We start from the raw sequence: 19,218 nt of genomic DNA on the forward strand, positions 1-19,218 counted from the left end.
TGAAGTAAATGTTACTTGGATCACATGTATCAATGAGTGGTAAAAAAATGTTAGAAGGATCTGCAGAAGAAGCACACAAATTCGGTGAATCTACATTTATGATTTACACAGGTGCACCTCAAAATACACGACGAAAAAGCATTGAAGATTTAAATATCACTAAAGGTCATGAAGCAATGGAAAAATATGGATTATCTAATATCGTTGTTCATGCGCCTTATATTATTAACATTGCAAATACCACTAAACCTGAAGTTTTCGAATTAGGCGTTAACTTTTTACAAAATGAAATCGAACGTACCCAAGCTATAGGAGCTAAAGATATCGTCTTACACCCAGGGTCACACGTAGGTGCTGGTGCGGATGTAGGTATTAAAAAAATTATAGATGGATTAAATGAAGTATTAACAAATGACAATAATGTGAGAATTGCATTAGAAACAATGGCTGGAAAAGGGTCAGAAGTAGGTCGTACATTCGAAGAAATTGCACAAATTATTGATGGCGTAACACATAATGAGCGTTTATCAATTTGCTTTGATACTTGTCATACTCATGATGCTGGCTATAACATTAAAGAAGATTTTGATGGGGTATTAAATGAATTTGACAAAATTATTGGTGTAGATAGAATTAAAGTCGTTCACGTCAATGATAGTAAAAACGAACAGGGTGCTCATAAAGATAGACATGAGAATATCGGATTTGGTCACATCGGCTTTGATGCACTCAATTATGTAGTACATCATGATACATTTAAAGATATACCTAAAATTTTAGAAACACCATATGTTGGTGAAGATAAAAAAAATAAAAAGCCTCCATATAAACATGAAATTGAAATGTTAAAATCACAAACATTTGAACCAAATTTAAAAGATAAAATTTTAAATCAATAAATATCTAAACTGGCGTTACAGATTATTCTGTAGCGCCAGTTTAGTCGTAAACATTACTATTTACATTAGGTATATCAAGATGTATAGTATAAAATGAGGTGAAAAAATGACAACACCAGTATTTGAACTCAAAAACATTGATTATTATTTTGATCATAAACAAGTACTTGAAAATATAAATATTAAAATTAATAAAGGCGAGTTTTTAGCAATAGTAGGCCCAAATGGTGCCGGAAAATCCACTCTTTTAAAAATCATTTTAGGTTTATTACCTTTACAATCTGGAGAAATCTTTATTGATGGACATCCAATAAAAAATAATAAATCTTCGTTGAAAATTAGTTATGTTTCACAAAAGGCTTCTTCATTTACTGCCGGTTTTCCAGCAAGCGTTAAAGAAGTGGTTCTTAGTGGACTAACTAAAACAAAAAAACTCTTCCAACGTTTTAACCAAAATGATGTAAAACAAGTTGAACATGTATTAGAACGATTGAATATTTCACATTTAATTCATAAAAATATTGCAGAGCTATCAGGTGGTCAACAACAGCGTGTTCTCATTGCACGTGCTTTAATTTCTAATCCTAGTGTGTTGGTTTTGGATGAACCTACTAATGGAATTGATGCTAAACACGTAAATGAGTTTTATGAAACACTAGATCGCTTAAAAAAAGAAGGCATCACTATAATTTTAGTCACTCATGATATTGGTGTAGTTGCTGATACAGCTACTGAAGTGGCATGTTTAAATAAACATTTGCATTTTCATGGTACAACAGAAGATTTTAAATCTCTGGACGAAGTTGAAATTTCTAAAATATATGGTCATCCGATTCAATTTGTTGATCATCAACACAATAGAGAATGTTGTAATTAATATTAGTTTTACTATCTATATATCTAATCAGAAATAATTTTGAGGAGTGTAACTCATGATAGATGCATTATTAAATTTTGATTTTATGAGATACTCCTTAATTAGTGGTATCTTAATAGGTTTTATTGCACCTTTAATTGGTGCTTTTATAGTAGTACGAAGGCTTTCACTAATTGCTGATGCTTTGAGCCATGTTACATTAGGTGGAATATCATTTGGCATGTTTGTGATTACAGTAATACCTGCATTAACTTTAATTAACCCAATGTGGTTTGGTATATTATTTGCTATTATAGGTGCATTATTAATTGAAAAATTGCGCACATCTTATACAAATTATCAGGAAATCGCAATTCCAATTATTATGAGTGCAGGTATCGCATTAAGTGCTATTTTTATCTCATTGGCTGATGGATTTAACCAAGAAATTGTAGGCTTATTATTTGGCTCTATCAGTGCAGTAAACTTAAGTGATTTAACAACTATCATTTTCATTACTATTTTAGTATTATTATTTATTTCATTATTTTACAAAGAATTATTTATTTTATCTTTCGATGAAGAATATAGTAAAGTGATAGATATTCCAAAATGGATCCAGTTTTTATTTATTGTCGTAGTTGCAATGGTTATTTCTGCGTCTATGAGAGTAGTTGGAATATTATTAGTCAGTGCTTTAATCACATTACCTGTAGCAATTGCAATGCGTTGGACTAAAGGATTTAAACAATTAATTGTACTAAGTATTATTATTGGTGAACTTTCAGTCATATTAGGACTTGTTGTAGCTTTTTATATCAATATTTCGCCTGGTGGCGTGATTGTAGTACTATTAGTCATTATGCTAATGATAACGATGACTTATCAAAAATTAAAATCAAAGTCACAAAAGGGAGATCGTAAATATGAATACTAGTGATGCAATTAAAATTTTAAAAGAAAACGGTTTGAAATATACAGATAAACGTAACGATATGCTCAATATTTTTGTTAAAGAAGATAAATACATTAACGCTAAATATATACAACAAGTAATGGATAAAGATTATCCAGGTATTTCATTTGATACTATTTATCGAAATCTTCATTTATTTAAAGATTTAGCCATTATTGAAAGTACTGAATTAGATGGCGAAATGAAGTTTAGAATTGCTTGTACTAATCATCACCATCATCACTTTATCTGTGAAAAATGTGGTGATACAAAAGTCATCGACTTTTGTCCAATTGATCAAGTAAAACAATATTTACCGAATGTCGATATTCATACACATAAACTTGAAGTTTATGGTATTTGTGAAAAATGTCAAAAGATAGCTAAATAAATGATATCTTAATTTTAAGATGGAATGACAAATGGGCTAAAGAGTTAAGTCTAAGTGATTCCATCTTTTTATTTAATGTGAAAGTACACAAATTTTCTCAAAAAGTATACTCCATTAGTATGAAATAGATTAATATGTCTGTTTTATTCCGGTTTAATGTTTAAATAAAGCTATTTTGAGATATATAATAATTGTAAAGATAATTAGTAGCACATAAGTAAGCACATTTATTGTCGAAAATGTGACTGCTTGTTATGATAAAATTACAGACATTTTAGGAGGATGATTATTTATGGCATTTGAATTACCAAAATTACCATATGCATTTGACGCATTAGAACCACACATCGATAAAGAAACTATGGAGATTCACCATGATAAACACCACAACACTTATGTAACAAAATTAAACGCAGCAGTAGAAGGTACTGACTTAGAAGCTAAATCAATTGAAGAAATTGTAGCTAACTTAGATAGTGTACCTTCAGATATTCAAACTGCAGTTAGAAATAACGGTGGCGGTCACTTAAACCACTCATTATTCTGGGAATTATTAACACCTAATTCAGAAGAAAAAGGTGAAGTAGTAGATAAAATTAAAGAACAATGGGGTTCTTTAGATGAATTCAAAAAAGAATTCGCTGACAAAGCTGCAGCTCGCTTTGGCTCAGGTTGGGCTTGGTTAGTTGTTAATAATGGTCAATTAGAAATCGTTACAACTCCAAACCAAGATAACCCATTAACTGAAGGTAAAACACCTATCCTAGGCTTAGATGTTTGGGAACATGCTTATTACCTTAAATATCAAAACAAACGTCCAGATTATATCAGTGCTTTCTGGAATGTTGTTAACTGGGAAAAAGTTGACGAATTATACAACGCTGCTAAATAATTTAACAGTATTTTATCGAGTCTGGAACTTTAATAGTTTTCCAGACTCTTTTTTTTATCAAAATGATAGAAAAATTTTTGATTTTCATATATCATTTTAAAGAGATACTTTGAATAGAGGTAGGTTGTTTTGCTTAAAAGATTAAAGGAAAAATCAAATGATGAAAAAGTAAGAAACACCATGAATCGAAGAATAAATTTTATCTTTGGATTAGTTGTGTTTATTTTTGCAATTATGGTATTAAGACTTGGTTATCTACAGATTGCACAAGGTTCACATTATAAACAATTAATTAAAAATGATGAAAATATTACCGTGAATGAATCTGTACCTAGAGGACGCATTGTAGACCGTAATGGTAAGGTCTTAGTAGACAATGCATCTAAGATGGCTATTACATATACAAGAGGGCGTAAAACATCACAAAAAGAGATGCTCGAAACCGCTAAAAAGTTATCTTCATTAATTAATATGGATACAGACAAAATTACTGATAGAGATAAAAAAGATTTTTGGGTTACTTTACATCCCCAAAAAGCGAAAGACTTAATGAAAAAAGAGCAGTCTATGTTAGAAGATGGCAGCATTTCTCAGGAACAATATGATGAACAACAACGAAAAAAAATTGGTAAAAAGCAATTAAGTGAATTATCAAAAAAAGATTTACAAATATTAGCTATTTACCGTGAAATGAATGCGGGGAGTACATTAGACCCTCAAATAATTAAAAATGAAGATGTTACAGAAAAAGAATATGCAGCAGTGTCACAACAATTATCTAAACTACCAGGTGTTAATACATCTATGGATTGGGATAGAAAATATCCTTATAAAGACACACTTAGAGGTATATTTGGTGATGTTTCTACGTCAACAGAAGGTTTACCAAAAGAACTAACTGAGCAATATTTATCTAAAGGTTATTCACGAAATGACCGAGTAGGTAAATCATACCTAGAATATCAATATGAAGATGTACTTCGTGGTAAAAAGAAACAAATGAAGTATACAACAGATAAATCTGGTAAAGTCATCAATTCTGAAGTCATTAATCCAGGTTCAAGAGGTCATGATTTACAATTAACAATTGATATTGACTTACAGAAAAAAGTTGAGTCTCTTTTAGATAAACAAATTGCAAAATTGCGTAGTCAAGGTGCTAAAGACATGGACAATGCAATGATTGTTGTTCAAGACCCTAAAAATGGGGATATATTAGCTATGGCAGGCAAACAAATTAGTAAAAATGGTAAATTAACGGATTATGATATCGGAAACTTCACAGCACAATTTGCTGTAGGTTCCTCTGTTAAAGGCGGAACGTTACTTGCTGGTTATCAAAATAATGCTATTAAAGTTGGAGAACAAATGGTCGATGAACCATTAAAATTCCAAGGTGGATTAACAAAACGTTCTTACTTTAACAAAAACGGACGTGTAACTATTAACGATAAAGAAGCGTTAATGCATTCATCTAACGTTTATATGTTTAAAACAGCGTTGAAATTAGCAGGAGATCCATATTATTCAGGTATGCCATTACCAAGTGATATCTCAATGGCAGGTCAAAAACTTCGTAAAGGGTTAAATCAAGTTGGACTAGGTGTTAAAACAGGTATCGATTTACCAAATGAAACAAATGGTCAAATTGCACCATTAACAAATAATCCAGGGAATTACCTAGACCTATCAATTGGTCAATATGATACGTATACACCTTTACAACTATCACAATATGTTTCAACTATTGCTAATAATGGCTATAGAATTCAGCCTCATATTGGACTATCTATACATGATGCAACAAATAAAGATGAATTAGGTCCAGTAAAACGAAAAGTTAAAGGAAATGTATTAAATAAAGTCAATAATTCTCAAAAAGAAATTGATGAAGTTCAAGATGGCTTTAAAATGGCCTTTAATGAAAAAGATGGGACAGGATATGCTAGTTTCAAAGATACCGTAGTACCATCAGCAGGTAAGACAGGAACAGCAGAGGTCTTCCAAGATGGAGAACCAAGAGTAAATTCAACGTATGTTGGTTATGCACCAATTAAAGATCCAAAACTGGCTTTCTCAATCGTATATACGAATCAACCTGTACCACCACCTTGGTTAAATGGTGGAGATTTAGGAAGAGATGTCATTAATTATTACTTTAAAGATAAAGATAAAAATGGTGATAGTACAGAAAAATAGTCGTTACATTTAATTCTATTTAGTAATAATTTCAAAAGTATTACTATTGATTCATAAAATTTACTTTGCATTTAATCAACTAATTGGTATAATGTAAAGGTCGTATTTAGAAAAGGTAAGGAGGAATAATCATGCGCGTTAACGTTACATTAGCTTGTACAGAATGTGGTGAAAGAAACTACATCTCTACAAAAAACAAAAGAACAAACCCAGAACGTATTGAAATGAAAAAATACTGTGCACGTGATAATAAACAAACTTTACACCGTGAAACTAAATAATTAAATTATTTAACTAAACAAATATTCAATACAAAAAGACGGAAATCTAAATTTAGATTCCGTCTTTTATTTTTTAAATCGATTCTTAAACATGATTTTAATTTTGACAATCATTCTACAGAATTTTGAACAATAGTTTCAATATAATAATTGTAATTACTATTATACGATTCAACTTAATGACATAAAATTACATAAACGTTATAATATGGGATAGTAAAAGTAGGTGAAAAAATGAATAAAAAAGAGATTAGATCGTCTATTTTAACCACAATGAAAAAACATTCTAATACTGAAAAAGATATTGCTGATGATTGGTTAGCTAATCAGTTTTTTAAATCTCAATCATATCAAGAGGCAACATCTATTGGTATAGTACTATCCTTACCACATGAAGTGAATACATATAAAATCATTCAACAATCACTGATAGATCATAAAAAAATATTTGTTCCTGAAGTAGACTACAAATCCAAAATCATGACTTTTAAACAACTACTAGATTTGAATGAAATAGAACGTGATGAAAAAGGTATCTATCATTCTATATCAAATACTGATACATCAAATCAATTAGATTTAGTTGTCGTCCCTGGTGTCGGATTTAAAAGCGATGGATACAGAATAGGATACGGGGGCGGTTTCTATGATCGTTTTCTTTCTAAATTTAAACCGAATACAATTAGCTTATTATATGATTTTCAATTAATTGATTTTAAACCAGATGAACACGATCAACCTGTAGATGAGTTAATTATTTATAATGGCCACAAGTGGAGGCAAAAATGAACATAAAAAAGCAATTTTGGAAAACCATTTATTACTGGATCAGATATTTAAATTATGATGTTATAAGTAGAGAAAAAGATGATCAAGAAATATGGTTAAGTAATAAAAAAAAGAAGAGTATAGTCATATTTTCAAATTATGTTACCTCAACACAAGAAATACGTTTTGATAAAAGTAAAATTATTGAAAATCAAGAACAGATTGAGGTGCTTGTTGGATATAAACCTACATCATTTCAATTTTATTATTTTACAGACAAAACGTTAACAACAGATTCATTAGAAGAAACATATCCTTTAAAGTTAAAATTTAAGATTATTAAAGAGGATAGAGATTTAGAACGTGTATTGCCAAATGTTATTTTAACTAAATTATTTAAGCGTAATGATTCTAAAAAAACGTCAGTCTCATATAGAAATAAAGTACTCTCAAACAATATTTTAGATAAACATATGCAACGTTTTTCACCCATTACATATATATTAATTATATCGAATGTTGCCTTATGGTTATGTATGATACTTTATTTCAACCGCTTTTCTGATATAAAATTACTAGATGTAGGTGGCTTAGTACATTTTAATGTAGTTCATGGTGAATGGTATCGATTAGTCACATCAATGTTTCTACACTATAATTTTGAACATATTTTGATGAATATGTTATCACTTTACATTTTTGGTAAAATATTAGAATCAGTGTTAGGATCCTGGAAGATGTTAGCTATTTATTTATTTGCTGGCATTTTCGGTAATTTCGTATCATTGTCTTTTAATACAACAACGATTTCAGTTGGTGCTAGTGGCGCAATTTTCGGACTAATAGGTTCGATTTTTGCCATTTTATATTTAAGTAAAACATTTGATAAAAAAGTAATTGGTCAATTATTAATTGCTTTAGTCATTTTGATTGGTCTATCATTATTCATGTCAAATATTAATGTCATGGCTCACTTAGGTGGATTTGTTGGTGGACTATTAATCACTTTAATTGGCTATTATTTCAACGTAAACCGTAATATATTTTGGATATTATTGATTACTTTACTAGTTCTTTTTGTGGCAATGCAAATTAGAATATTTAGTATTAAAGAAGATAATATCTATGACAAATTAATACGTGATCAAATGTTATCGGGGCATTATGATGAAGCCAAAAAAATTGTTAACCAATCTATTAAAAAAGATTATGCAGATGATCAAACATATTACTTAAGTGGATTAATCACTGCTACTAAAAGTTCTAAAGCTGAGGCTATGGCAGACTGGGAACGCGGATTAAGATACTTTCCTAATTCCGGTATATTAAATTATGAAATGGCAATTGCCAATCGTTCATTAAAAGATAATGATAAGGCTATAAAATATATTAAGAAAGCAGTAAAAGCTAATCCTAATAATTCTCAATATAAAAATTTAGAAAAAGAGTTGAGTAAAAAAAGTGACTCGTAAACTTAATAATTTCTATGATGTTTTACAGTTATTAAAAAAATATGGATATATCATCTATTTCAAAGATCCACAAGATATGTATGAAATGATGTTACAAGAAATCAAATCTTTATACCATTTTGAGTTATTAACAAAAGATGAATATCTTAAATGTATAATGATAATAAACCAAAGAAGGAATGAACATAAATGACGAAAATTATTTTAGCTGCAGATATTGGTGGGACTACTTGTAAATTAGGTATATTTAATACTAATCTCGACCGTATTGAAAAATGGTCAATCCATACAGATACAACTGATCATACAGGAAAATTACTTTTAAAAAATATACATGAATCATTTAAAGAAAAGGTAGCTGAACTAGGTTATGAAATGTCAAATGTGATTGGTGTGGGAATCGGTGTCCCTGGCCCAGTTGACTTTGAAACTGGTGTTGTCAATGGTGCGGTAAATTTACACTGGGAAGATAGCGTAAACGTAACTGAAATTTATCAAAGTTTCATAGATTGTCCAGTTTATGTAGATAACGACGCTAACGTTGCAGCATTAGGTGAAAAGCATAAAGGTGCAGGTAAAGGTGCTGATGATGTTGTTACAATCACATTAGGTACAGGCCTTGGTGGCGGAATTATTTCTAATGGAGAGTTGGTACATGGTCATAATGGTTCAGGTGCTGAAATAGGACACTTCAGAGCTGACTTTGATCAACGATTCAAATGTAATTGTGGTAAATCCGGTTGTATAGAAACAGTTGCCTCAGCTACAGGCGTTGTTAATCTAGTTAATTTCTATTATCCAAAATTAACTTTTAAATCATCAATCCTACAACTCATTAAGGATAATAAAGTAACAGCTAAAGCAGTATTTGACGCAGCTAAAGAAGGAGACCAATTCTGTATTTTCATTACTGAAAAAGTAGCTAATTATATTGCATACTTATGTAGTATTTTAAGTGTTACTAGTAATCCAAAATACATTGTTTTAGGTGGTGGCATGTCTACAGCAGGCTTAATCTTAGTAGAAAATATCAAAACTGAATATAGAAACTTAACATTTACACCTGCACAACAAGATACTGAAATTGTTCAAGCAGAGTTAGGAAATGATGCAGGTATCACTGGCGCAGCTGGCTTAATTAAAACATACATTTTAGATAAAGAGGATGTGAAATAATGGCAATTGTTGACGTTGTAGTCATTCCAGTAGGTACTGAGGGACCAAGTGTTAGTAAGTACATTGCTGAGATTCAAACAAAATTAAAAGAATATAAAGAACAAGGCAAAATAGATTACCAATTAACACCTATGAACACACTTATCGAAGGCGATTTAAAAGATTTATTTGAAGTAGTACAAGCGATTCATGAATTACCATTTGATAAAGGTTTAGATAGAGTTTGTACGAATATCAGAATTGACGATCGCAGAGATAAATCAAGAAAAATGAATGATAAGTTAAAATCTGTACAAAAACATTTAGATAATGGTGGGGAGTAAATTATGAGAATCTCTAGTTTAACTTTGGGGTTAGTAGATACTAATACGTACTTTATAGAAAATGACAAAAAGGTATTACTTGTGGATCCATCTAGTGAAACAGATAAAATTGTTAAAAAATTAAATCAAATCAATAAACCTTTAGAAGCAATCATACTTACTCATGCACATTATGATCATATTGGTGCTTTAGACGATATTATAAACAAATACAACGTACCAGTATATATGCATAAAGAAGAGTTTGACTTCTTAAATGATCCTGAAAAAAATGGTGCATCAAAATTTAAACAATATGGTATGCCACAAGTAATTAGTCAAGCTAAACCTGAAGCCCTTAATGAAGGCCCAGCACAAATTGGGGATTTTACATTTAATGTATTGCATACTCCGGGACATTCACCAGGAAGTTTATCATTTGTATTTGATGAATTTGCAGTTGTAGGTGATACTTTATTTAATAATGGTATTGGTAGAACTGATTTATATAAAGGTGATTATGAAACACTTGTTGATTCTATCAAAGATAAATTATTTGAATTAGATGGTGATTTACCATTATTCCCAGGTCATGGACCTTATACGACAGTCGACGATGAACAATTGAATCCATTTTTAAATGGCTAAAGTAAATTTAACACCTCTTACGTTAATAAATGTAGGAGGTGTTTTTTTTGAAAATATTATTTCAAGAGATAATTAATAAAGCCATAGTATATAAAGCAAGTGACGTACATTTTATTCCAATGGAACATTATGTTCATATAAAATTCAGAGTGAATGATACTTTAACACCCTACGAAACACTTGATATAGGGGTTTACCGTAAACTACTCGTTTTTATGAAATTCCAAGCAGGATTGGATGTGTCGACACAGCAAATTGCTCAAAGTGGGCGTTACACCTATAAATTAAGGTCAGTTTATTACTTACGTATTTCAACTCTCCCATTATCAATAGGCAGTGAAAGTTGTGTAATTAGAATCGTTCCTCAATATTTTCAAAATAAAAAGGAAACATATGAATTTAATGATTTTAAACATTTAATGAATAAGAAACAAGGATTACTACTTTTTACAGGACCTACTGGTTCAGGTAAAAGCACACTCATGTATCAAATGGTTATGTATGCTCAAAAAGAACTGAATCTTAATGTGATATCTATAGAAGATCCTGTAGAACAAATTTTAAAAGGCATTACTCAAATCTCAGTAAATACTAAGGCTGGTATCACTTATGCAAGTTCATTTAAAGCAATACTTCGATGTGACCCAGATGTCATTTTAATTGGAGAAATCAGAGATGCAGAAATAGCAAAGTATGTATTTCAAGCTAGCTTGAGTGGCCATTTAGTATTAAGTACATTACATGCTAATGATTGTAAGGGGGCGTTATTGAGATTATTAGAAATGGGTATTACGATTCAAGAACTATCACAAGCTATCAATTTAATATCTAACCAACGATTAATAACCACATCTAGTCAACAACGCCAATTAGTATGTGAACTTATGTTTAAAAATCAAATCAATTACTTTTTTGAACATAATCAAACAATGCCTAGATCATTTAAACGTTTATCTTCAAAACTCGATGATATGACTAAAGAGGGTATTATATGTGAAACAATTGCTGATAAATATATTTAATCAATCAAGGCGTAAATGTTTAACTAAAGTCGAACAGTTAGATTTAATGCAACGATTATATCAATTATTAACAAATGGATTCACATTATACGAATCTTTTAAATTTTTGAACTTGCATTTTAAATATAAAGGCAATAAAACTCAAATGGAACTTATGGCTAAAATAGAAAATGGTGCGCACTGCTATGAAATATTCCAATATTTAGATTATGCTAATGATATCATTACTCAAATATATCTTGCTGAAAAATTTGGAAATTTAGAGGCAACACTAAATGAATCAATCCTTTTTTTAAAAAAGCAAATTCAAGTTAAACAAAGTGTCATTAAAACAATTCAGTACCCCGTCGTATTAATATTTATATTTTTTCTTATCTTACTAATCTTAAATATTACAGTAATACCTCAATTCAAAGATCTTTATCAAACAATGAATATTGAATTATCATCACTCCAATTAGTACTTTCCTCATTTATTTCAGGACTTCCTTATTTCATTTTATTTCTCAGTTGTTTTATTTTAGTTATTTTTATCATCTTTCATATTAGTTATAGAAAAATGCCAATAATAAAACAAATTCATTTAATGAGCAATCTACCTATTATAAAAAGCTACTATAAAATTTTAAAGACATATCAATTATCTACTGAACTTGCTCATTTTTATCGTAATGGAATTAATCTACAGCTCATCGTAGAAATCTTTCAACAACCGAATAGTAATCAATTCCACAAATATTTAGGCGAAATAATTTTAAAGCAGTCCAATCAAGGTGAAAAACTTCCTAATATTTTAAAGCAATTAAGATGCTATGAAAATGATTTGATCAAGTTCATAGAACAAGGTGAAAAGAGTGGAAAACTTGATATTGAATTAACACTGTATAGTCAAATACTAGTACATCAATTTGAAATATTGGCAAAGCGACATATCAAATTCATCCAACCCATAATATTTCTAATGTTAGGTATATTTATTGTTTCTTTGTATTTATCTATCATGCTACCAATGTTCGATATGTTGCAATCAATAAATTAGAGGTGTGAAATAATGAAAAAAAACGACTACTCACTTAAAACTAAAGCTTTCACCTTAATCGAGATGCTATTAGTATTATTAATAATAAGTTTATTACTTATTTTAATTATTCCTAACATTGCCAAACAAACCGCTCATATACAATCAACCGGTTGCGATGCACAAGTTAAAATGATAAATAGCCAAATTGAAGCTTATACACTAAAGCATAATAGAAATCCTAATACTATACAGGATTTAATTACAGAAGGATATATTAAAGAGAATCAAAGAAGTTGTAAAACAGGTGAAACAATTTCAATAAGTAATGGCGAAGCAATTGCAAATTAAAGCGTACAATTTTATAGAAATATTAATGGTGTTATTTATTTTGTCGATTTTATTAGTATGTACTATAAGTAGTAAAAATCTATTAACGATATCAAAGAGCAATGATGACATGAATATCAATCAACTCATCACTCAAATAAATTATATAAAATCAAAAGCAATTAGCGAAAAACAATCAATCACTTTAATATTTTATAATCAGTCTTCTAACATTAAAGTTATAGAAGAACACGGTAATAAATAACACATAAAAATAAGAGATGGAAAGATCGTAAAAATAACAAAAATAAACCTAATTACCTTTGATAAAAATGGTAATATTAATCATTTTGGTTCGCTAGACATTAAAATGAAACATTCAATATATAAAGTTATATTTCATATTGAGAAAGGACGAATAAGGTATATCAAATTATAAATTAAAGGGCAGTTTAATGCTGGATAGCTTATTTGCATTTTTTATCATGAGCATAATCACCTTAACATTTATTGAAATGATTAATCATTTACTGATTAATTATCAAAATCAGATAGATAATATCGAGATGCAAAAAATAATCATTGTAAGCTTAAATAAATTTGATTTAAATCATTTGAAGCAAGGGGTTAATATAGATGATTTTACAATTAAATTATCTAATGAGGATATTTGTACCACAAACAACCAAAATAAAAAGCACTATTGTATTAAAAAATAAACTACCAAGTTTTACATTTATTGAAATGATTTTTTCATTAATGATAACTACAATTCTACTAACTTCCGTACCATTAACTATCAAAATGATTGGTCAATATAAACAGATAGCTTTAGAAAATAGTTCAATAGAATATGAATTTTTTCATAGTGACTTTTTAAAAGAACAAAAAGAAGGTGCAATTAAACCCATCATTAAAGAAAGACATACCTTACACTTAATCAATAAAGAGAAGAATATAGAATATATTTTCAAAAACAATAAAATATATAAACAAATAAATGGAAAAGGCAACATTACATTGCTGAACCAAGTAAGTATGGTTAAAATTATAAAGACGAACAATAATATCACCAAAATCATTCTGAAGGTAGGAAATACGAATTATTCTCAATTCAAAACATTATATTTATAAACAAAAAGCATTTATCAGTCCATTCTTGATGATTATTTTTTCTATATATTTAACAATTATATCTTTTTATATAACTCAATATAGTTTAAAATTAAAGACAACACATAACTTAGAAAAAATATATAAAGAAGTTATCGTTAATAAGCTTATAGAGGTTGATGTTGTTGAAAAATCTAGAAATACCAATCATTCTAATAGGGTTCATGGGAACCGGTAAAACAACAGTAGGTCAATATTTGATGAATCAATTACATCTAAGCTATGTAGATTTAGATGACTATATTGAAAAAAGAGAAAATATAACTATTCCTCAAATATTTAAGGAAAGAGGAGAATCTTACTTTAGAAAATTAGAATTTAAATATTTAAGTGAATGTATCAATCAATTTGATATCATATCTACTGGCGGTGGAATAATTGAAAATTCTGCTTCATTGGATCTATTAAAAAATCAGAAACAAGTCATATGGTTAGATTGTGATATAGAGATTGTCTTTAATAGAATAGTGAATGATCCTCATCGCCCTAATGCGAATAATAAGTCCCTAGAACAACTAAAAAACTTGTATTTATCAAGGATTTCAAGATATAATGAAATCGCATTCATGAAAGTGAATAGTAACCAAAATGTATCTGAAATTTATCAAGAAATAACAACTTTATTAAGTAGCGATTGATCAGTATTAGAGAGCATAAAAAGATAACTTTTTATCGCCGAAGGTGCAAGTAATTTTATTACGAAACTCTCAGGCAAAAGGATAATACTGTAACGCGTTCCTGGAAAAAATATTTAAACAGGGTAGCAAGCTTTTGCTATCCTGTTTTTAAATAAATATAGGGGGTTTTCAAATGACAAGTGAGTTAAAAAAGACGCCATTATATCAAAATTACGTAGACAGTGGTGCTAAAATTGTAGAATTTGGTGGATGGGCAATGCCTGTTCAATTCTCAAGTATCAAGGAAGAACACAACGCAGTTAGATATGAAATTGGATTGTTCGATGTAAGTCATATGGGAGAAATTCAAATTCAAGGTAATGATGCGAAATCTTTCGTACAATATATTTTATCCAATGACACTAATAATTTAACAGATTCTAAAGCACTATATACTGCATTATGTAATGAAGAAGGTGGCATTATTGACGACTTGGTTACATATAAACTAGCAGATGATAACTATTTATTAGTGGTTAATGCTGCCAATACTGATAAAGACTTTAAATGGATTGAAAAACATGCTAAATCTTTTGATGTTGAAGTTAAAAATGTATCTGAACAATATGGCCAATTAGCACTTCAAGGTCCTAAAGCTAGAGACTTAATGCAAAAATTAGTAGATATTGATATTTCTGAAATGGGAATGTTTGAATTTAAAAAAGATGTTCAATTATTCAATAAAAATGTTATTCTTTCTCAATCTGGTTACACTGGCGAAGATGGCTTTGAAATTTATTGTGATGCCAATGATACAGTAGCTATCTGGGAAGGATTACTAGAATATGACGTAAAACCATGTGGTCTAGGAGCTAGAGATACTCTAAGATTAGAAGCAGGTCTTCCTTTACATGGTCAAGATTTAACAGAATCAATTACACCATATGAAGGTGGTATCGCATTTGCTGCAAAACCATTAATTGAAGAAGACTTTATTGGTAAATCTGTTTTAAAAGACCAAAAGGAAAATGGATCATCTAGAAGAACGGTTGGTTTAGAACTTTTGGATAAAGGTATCGCTAGAACTGGCTATGAAGTACTAGACTTAGATGGTAATCAAATTGGAGAAGTAACTTCAGGAACAAAATCTCCTTCATCTGATAAATCAATTGCATTAGCTATTATCAATAGAGACGCATTTGAAATGGGTAGAGAGTTATTAGTACAAGTTCGTAAAAGACAGGTAAAAGCTAAAATCGTTAAGAAAAATCAAATCGAAAAATAGAACAAAGGGGTGGACAAGTTGAGTCATCGTTATATTCCGTTAACTGATCAAGATAAGCAAGACATGTTAGACACTATTGGTGCTAAATCCATTAATGAATTATTTGGAGATGTACCTTCTGATATTTTATTAAATAGAGATTTAGGAATAGCTAGTGGCGAAGCAGAAACTACTTTACTAAAACGACTAAACAAAGTAGCAAGTAAAAATATTACTAAAGAAACACATACTTCTTTCCTAGGTGCGGGCGTTTATGATCATTATGCACCATCAGTTGTAGATGCAATGATCTCTAGATCTGAATTTTACACTGCTTATACACCATATCAACCTGAGATTTCTCAAGGGGAATTGCAAGCCATTTTTGAGTTCCAAACATTAATTTGCGAACTAACTAATATGGATGTAGCAAATTCATCAATGTATGATGGTATGACTAGTTTTGCAGAAGCTTGTATTTTAGCATACAGTCATACAAAGAAAAATAAAATAGTTGTATCAAAAGGATTACATTATCAAGCATTACAAGTATTAAACACATACGCTAAAACGCGTGAAGAATTCGAAGTTGTAGAAATTGATTTAGACGGTACGATTACTGATTTAGAAAAATTAGAACAAGCTGTAGATGATGATACTGCAGCAGTTGCCGTGCAATATCCTAACTTCTTTGGTTCAATTGAAGATCTAGAAAAAATTCAAAGCTTTATTGAAGGTAAAAAAGCATTATTTATCGTGTATGCAAATCCATTAGCATTAGGTTTATTAACACCTCCTGGTTCATTTGGAGCTGATATTGTAGTAGGTGACACACAACCATTCGGTATCCCAGCACAATTCGGTGGACCGCACTGCGGTTATTTTGCAACGACTAAAAAATTAATGCGTAAAGTACCAGGCAGACTAGTTGGTCAAACACAAGATAATGAAGGAAACAGAGGATTCGTTCTCACGTTACAAGCACGTGAACAACATATTCGCCGCGATAAAGCAACTTCAAATATTTGCTCTAACCAAGCTCTAAATGCATTAGCTTCATCAATCGCAATGTCTGCTTTAGGTAAACAAGGTGTTTATGATATTGCTGTGCAAAACTTTGAACATGCAAATTATGCTAAAAAAGCATTTAAAGAAGCTGGATTCAATGTCTTAGAAGGTACATCATTTAATGAATTCGTTGTTGAATTTAATCAATCAATCAGTGAAGTTAATAAAGCATTAGCTCAAGAAGATATTATTGGTGGCTTCGATTTAAGTGCTGTTTCTAATGAGTTTGAAAATCATATGCTAATAGCTGTTACTGAGTTAAGAACAAAAGATGAGATTGATACATTTGTTAAGAAAGCTGGTGAAATTAATGGTAAGTAAATCAAGCCCACTTATTTTTGAAAGATCTAAAGAAGGAAGATATGCCTATTCTTTACCGCAAAGCGATATTAACAATAAATCATTTGAATCAATTTTAGATGATAAATTTATTAGAAAAGAAAAAGCTGAATTTCCTGAAGTAGCAGAATTAGATTTAGTTCGTCACTATACTGAATTATCTAATAAAAACTTTGGTGTAGACTCAGGATTCTATCCATTAGGATCATGTACTATGAAATACAATCCTAAAATTAATGAAAAAGTTGCAAGAATTCCTGGCTTTAGTGAAGCACACCCATTACAAGATGAAAATCAAATCCAAGGTTCTCTTGAAATTATATATAATTTACAAGAAGAACTTAAAGAAATTACAGGTATGGATGAAGTGACGCTTCAACCAGCTGCTGGTGCACACGGTGAATGGACTGCATTAATGATTTTCAAAGCGTATCATCAAAATAATGGAGAGGGACATCGTGATGAAGTTATTGTTCCTGACTCAGCACATGGTACAAACCCTGCTTCAGCATCATTTGCTGGCTTTAAATCTGTAACTGTTAAATCAAATGAACGTGGCGAAGTAGATATTGATGACTTAAAACGTGTTGTTAATGAAAATACTGCAGCTATCATGTTAACAAACCCAAATACTTTAGGTATTTTTGAAAAGAATATTATGGAAATCAGAGAAATTGTTCATGAAGCAGGAGGACTATTATACTACGATGGTGCAAACCTAAATGCTATCATGGATAAAGTTCGTCCTGGTGATATGGGCTTCGATGCTGTCCATTTAAATCTTCATAAAACATTTACTGGCCCACATGGTGGAGGCGGCCCAGGTTCAGGTCCTGTCGGTGTTGTTAAAGAATTAGCTAGTTACTTACCTAAACCAATGGTTATAAAAGAAAATGATTATTTTAAATATGATAATGATATTAAAAACTCAATTGGACGAGTAAAACCATTTTACGGTAACTTTGGCATCTATTTAAGAGCATATACTTATATTAGAACAATGGGTGCTCAAGGATTAAAAGAAGTTTCTGAAGCGGCAGTATTAAATGCTAATTATCTTAAAGCACGATTAACAGATCATTTTGAAATTCCATATAAACAATACTGTAAACATGAATTTGTCTTAAGTGGAATTAAACAAAAGCAATATGGGGTAAGAACTTTAGATATGGCTAAACGTTTATTAGATTTTGGTGTACATCCACCTACAATTTACTTCCCATTAAATGTTGAAGAAGGTATGATGATTGAACCTACTGAAACAGAATCTAAAGAAACTTTAGATCATTTTGCTGATACGTTAATTCAAATTGCTAATGAGGCGAAAGATGATCCAGATAAAGTACTCGAAGCACCTCATACTACTATTATCGACAGATTAGATGAAACGACAGCAGCAAGAAAACCAATTCTTAAATTTGAAAACTTACATGCTGAAAAATAATACACAATCAAAACATTCCTCTACTCATTTAACTGTAGAGGAATGTTTTTTCATAAAAAAATGAGTGAAAAGAATAAGACATTTATTTGTCTTAAACATTTCAC

Annotated in this window: 21 protein-coding genes and 1 riboswitch; all 21 genes read left to right on the top strand. The window is 30.1% G+C overall.

The features are described 5' to 3' along the window. Window positions 1-8 precede the first annotated feature (8 nt). The 21 genes from ssp1_RS06205 (at window position 9) to gcvPB (ending at window position 19,114) form a co-directional block, all read left to right on the top strand. Complete coding sequence (locus ssp1_RS06205; protein ID WP_075778362.1) at window positions 9-899, top strand: deoxyribonuclease IV; 891 nt, start codon at window positions 9-11, stop codon at window positions 897-899. A gap of 106 nt (window positions 900-1,005) precedes the next feature. Continuing rightward, window positions 1,006-1,776, top strand: coding sequence for a metal ABC transporter ATP-binding protein (locus ssp1_RS06210; RefSeq protein ID WP_002465755.1), 771 nt, complete (start codon window positions 1,006-1,008; stop codon window positions 1,774-1,776). A 55-nt stretch (window positions 1,777-1,831) separates the two neighbouring features. Beyond that, a complete protein-coding gene (locus ssp1_RS06215; RefSeq protein WP_075778361.1) occupies window positions 1,832-2,692 on the top strand; it encodes a metal ABC transporter permease in 861 nt (286 codons plus the stop codon). Next, window positions 2,682-3,101: a Fur family transcriptional regulator gene (locus tag ssp1_RS06220; protein ID WP_002451879.1), complete on the top strand. Its 420-nt coding sequence runs from the start codon at window positions 2,682-2,684 to the stop codon at window positions 3,099-3,101. The genes ssp1_RS06215 and ssp1_RS06220 overlap by 11 nt, the downstream gene beginning before the upstream one ends. A 292-nt stretch (window positions 3,102-3,393) precedes the next feature. After that, complete coding sequence (locus tag ssp1_RS06225) at window positions 3,394-3,993, top strand: superoxide dismutase (protein WP_002451880.1); 600 nt, start codon at window positions 3,394-3,396, stop codon at window positions 3,991-3,993. A gap of 129 nt (window positions 3,994-4,122) precedes the next feature. Beyond that, window positions 4,123-6,192: a peptidoglycan D,D-transpeptidase FtsI family protein gene (locus tag ssp1_RS06230; RefSeq protein WP_075778359.1), complete on the top strand. Its 2,070-nt coding sequence runs from the start codon at window positions 4,123-4,125 to the stop codon at window positions 6,190-6,192. A gap of 131 nt (window positions 6,193-6,323) precedes the next feature. Further along, window positions 6,324-6,473, top strand: a complete 150-nt coding sequence (gene rpmG, locus ssp1_RS06235) for a 50S ribosomal protein L33 (RefSeq protein WP_002451882.1) — start codon at window positions 6,324-6,326, stop codon at window positions 6,471-6,473. A 234-nt stretch (window positions 6,474-6,707) separates the two neighbouring features. Beyond that, window positions 6,708-7,262: a 5-formyltetrahydrofolate cyclo-ligase gene (locus tag ssp1_RS06240; protein WP_075778358.1), complete on the top strand. Its 555-nt coding sequence runs from the start codon at window positions 6,708-6,710 to the stop codon at window positions 7,260-7,262. Further along, window positions 7,259-8,713 carry a rhomboid family protein gene (locus tag ssp1_RS06245; RefSeq protein WP_118828154.1) on the top strand — a complete coding sequence of 485 codons (1,455 nt, stop codon included), beginning with the start codon at window positions 7,259-7,261 and terminating at the stop codon, window positions 8,711-8,713. Before ssp1_RS06240 ends, ssp1_RS06245 begins: the two co-directional genes overlap by 4 nt. Continuing rightward, on the top strand, window positions 8,703-8,906 hold the full coding sequence (locus ssp1_RS06250; RefSeq protein WP_002451885.1) for a YqgQ family protein: 204 nt from the start codon (window positions 8,703-8,705) through the stop codon (window positions 8,904-8,906). The genes ssp1_RS06245 and ssp1_RS06250 overlap by 11 nt, the downstream gene beginning before the upstream one ends. Next, window positions 8,903-9,889, top strand: a complete 987-nt coding sequence (locus ssp1_RS06255; protein WP_002451886.1) for an ROK family glucokinase — start codon at window positions 8,903-8,905, stop codon at window positions 9,887-9,889. Before ssp1_RS06250 ends, ssp1_RS06255 begins: the two co-directional genes overlap by 4 nt. Further along, entirely contained in the window at window positions 9,889-10,212 is a 324-nt protein-coding gene (locus ssp1_RS06260) for an MTH1187 family thiamine-binding protein (protein WP_002451887.1), read from the top strand. The genes ssp1_RS06255 and ssp1_RS06260 overlap by 1 nt, the downstream gene beginning before the upstream one ends. A 3-nt stretch (window positions 10,213-10,215) precedes the next feature. Continuing rightward, window positions 10,216-10,839, top strand: a complete 624-nt coding sequence (locus ssp1_RS06265; protein WP_075778355.1) for an MBL fold metallo-hydrolase — start codon at window positions 10,216-10,218, stop codon at window positions 10,837-10,839. Window positions 10,840-10,886: 47 nt separating this feature from the next. Beyond that, window positions 10,887-11,861, top strand: coding sequence for a competence type IV pilus ATPase ComGA (comGA, locus tag ssp1_RS06270; RefSeq protein ID WP_107536305.1), 975 nt, complete (start codon window positions 10,887-10,889; stop codon window positions 11,859-11,861). After that, window positions 11,833-12,900: a competence type IV pilus assembly protein ComGB gene (comGB, locus tag ssp1_RS06275; protein ID WP_075777816.1), complete on the top strand. Its 1,068-nt coding sequence runs from the start codon at window positions 11,833-11,835 to the stop codon at window positions 12,898-12,900. The genes comGA and comGB overlap by 29 nt, the downstream gene beginning before the upstream one ends. A 12-nt stretch (window positions 12,901-12,912) precedes the next feature. Then, window positions 12,913-13,230: a competence type IV pilus major pilin ComGC gene (gene comGC / locus ssp1_RS06280; protein ID WP_107533249.1), complete on the top strand. Its 318-nt coding sequence runs from the start codon at window positions 12,913-12,915 to the stop codon at window positions 13,228-13,230. A 615-nt stretch (window positions 13,231-13,845) separates the two neighbouring features. After that, window positions 13,846-14,343 carry a competence type IV pilus minor pilin ComGF gene (locus ssp1_RS06290; RefSeq protein WP_075777818.1) on the top strand — a complete coding sequence of 166 codons (498 nt, stop codon included), beginning with the start codon at window positions 13,846-13,848 and terminating at the stop codon, window positions 14,341-14,343. Window positions 14,344-14,501: 158 nt separating this feature from the next. Beyond that, a complete protein-coding gene (locus tag ssp1_RS06300) occupies window positions 14,502-15,020 on the top strand; it encodes a shikimate kinase (protein ID WP_037552472.1) in 519 nt (172 codons plus the stop codon). Next, window positions 15,017-15,115, top strand: a riboswitch (glycine riboswitch). Its footprint overlaps the gene before it by 4 nt. A gap of 77 nt (window positions 15,116-15,192) precedes the next feature. Beyond that, window positions 15,193-16,284 (top strand): glycine cleavage system aminomethyltransferase GcvT, encoded by a 1,092-nt coding sequence (gcvT, locus tag ssp1_RS06305; RefSeq protein ID WP_075777820.1) that lies wholly within the window; start codon window positions 15,193-15,195, stop codon window positions 16,282-16,284. 18 nt (window positions 16,285-16,302) lie between these two features. After that, on the top strand, window positions 16,303-17,652 hold the full coding sequence (gene gcvPA, locus ssp1_RS06310; RefSeq protein ID WP_107536283.1) for an aminomethyl-transferring glycine dehydrogenase subunit GcvPA: 1,350 nt from the start codon (window positions 16,303-16,305) through the stop codon (window positions 17,650-17,652). Continuing rightward, window positions 17,642-19,114: an aminomethyl-transferring glycine dehydrogenase subunit GcvPB gene (gene gcvPB, locus ssp1_RS06315; RefSeq protein ID WP_002451897.1), complete on the top strand. Its 1,473-nt coding sequence runs from the start codon at window positions 17,642-17,644 to the stop codon at window positions 19,112-19,114. The genes gcvPA and gcvPB overlap by 11 nt, the downstream gene beginning before the upstream one ends. The last annotated feature ends 104 nt before the right edge of the window (window positions 19,115-19,218 follow it).

The sequence above is a fragment of the Staphylococcus sp. M0911 genome (assembly GCF_003491325.1).
Taxonomy (GTDB): Bacteria; Bacillota; Bacilli; order Staphylococcales; family Staphylococcaceae; genus Staphylococcus; species Staphylococcus warneri_A.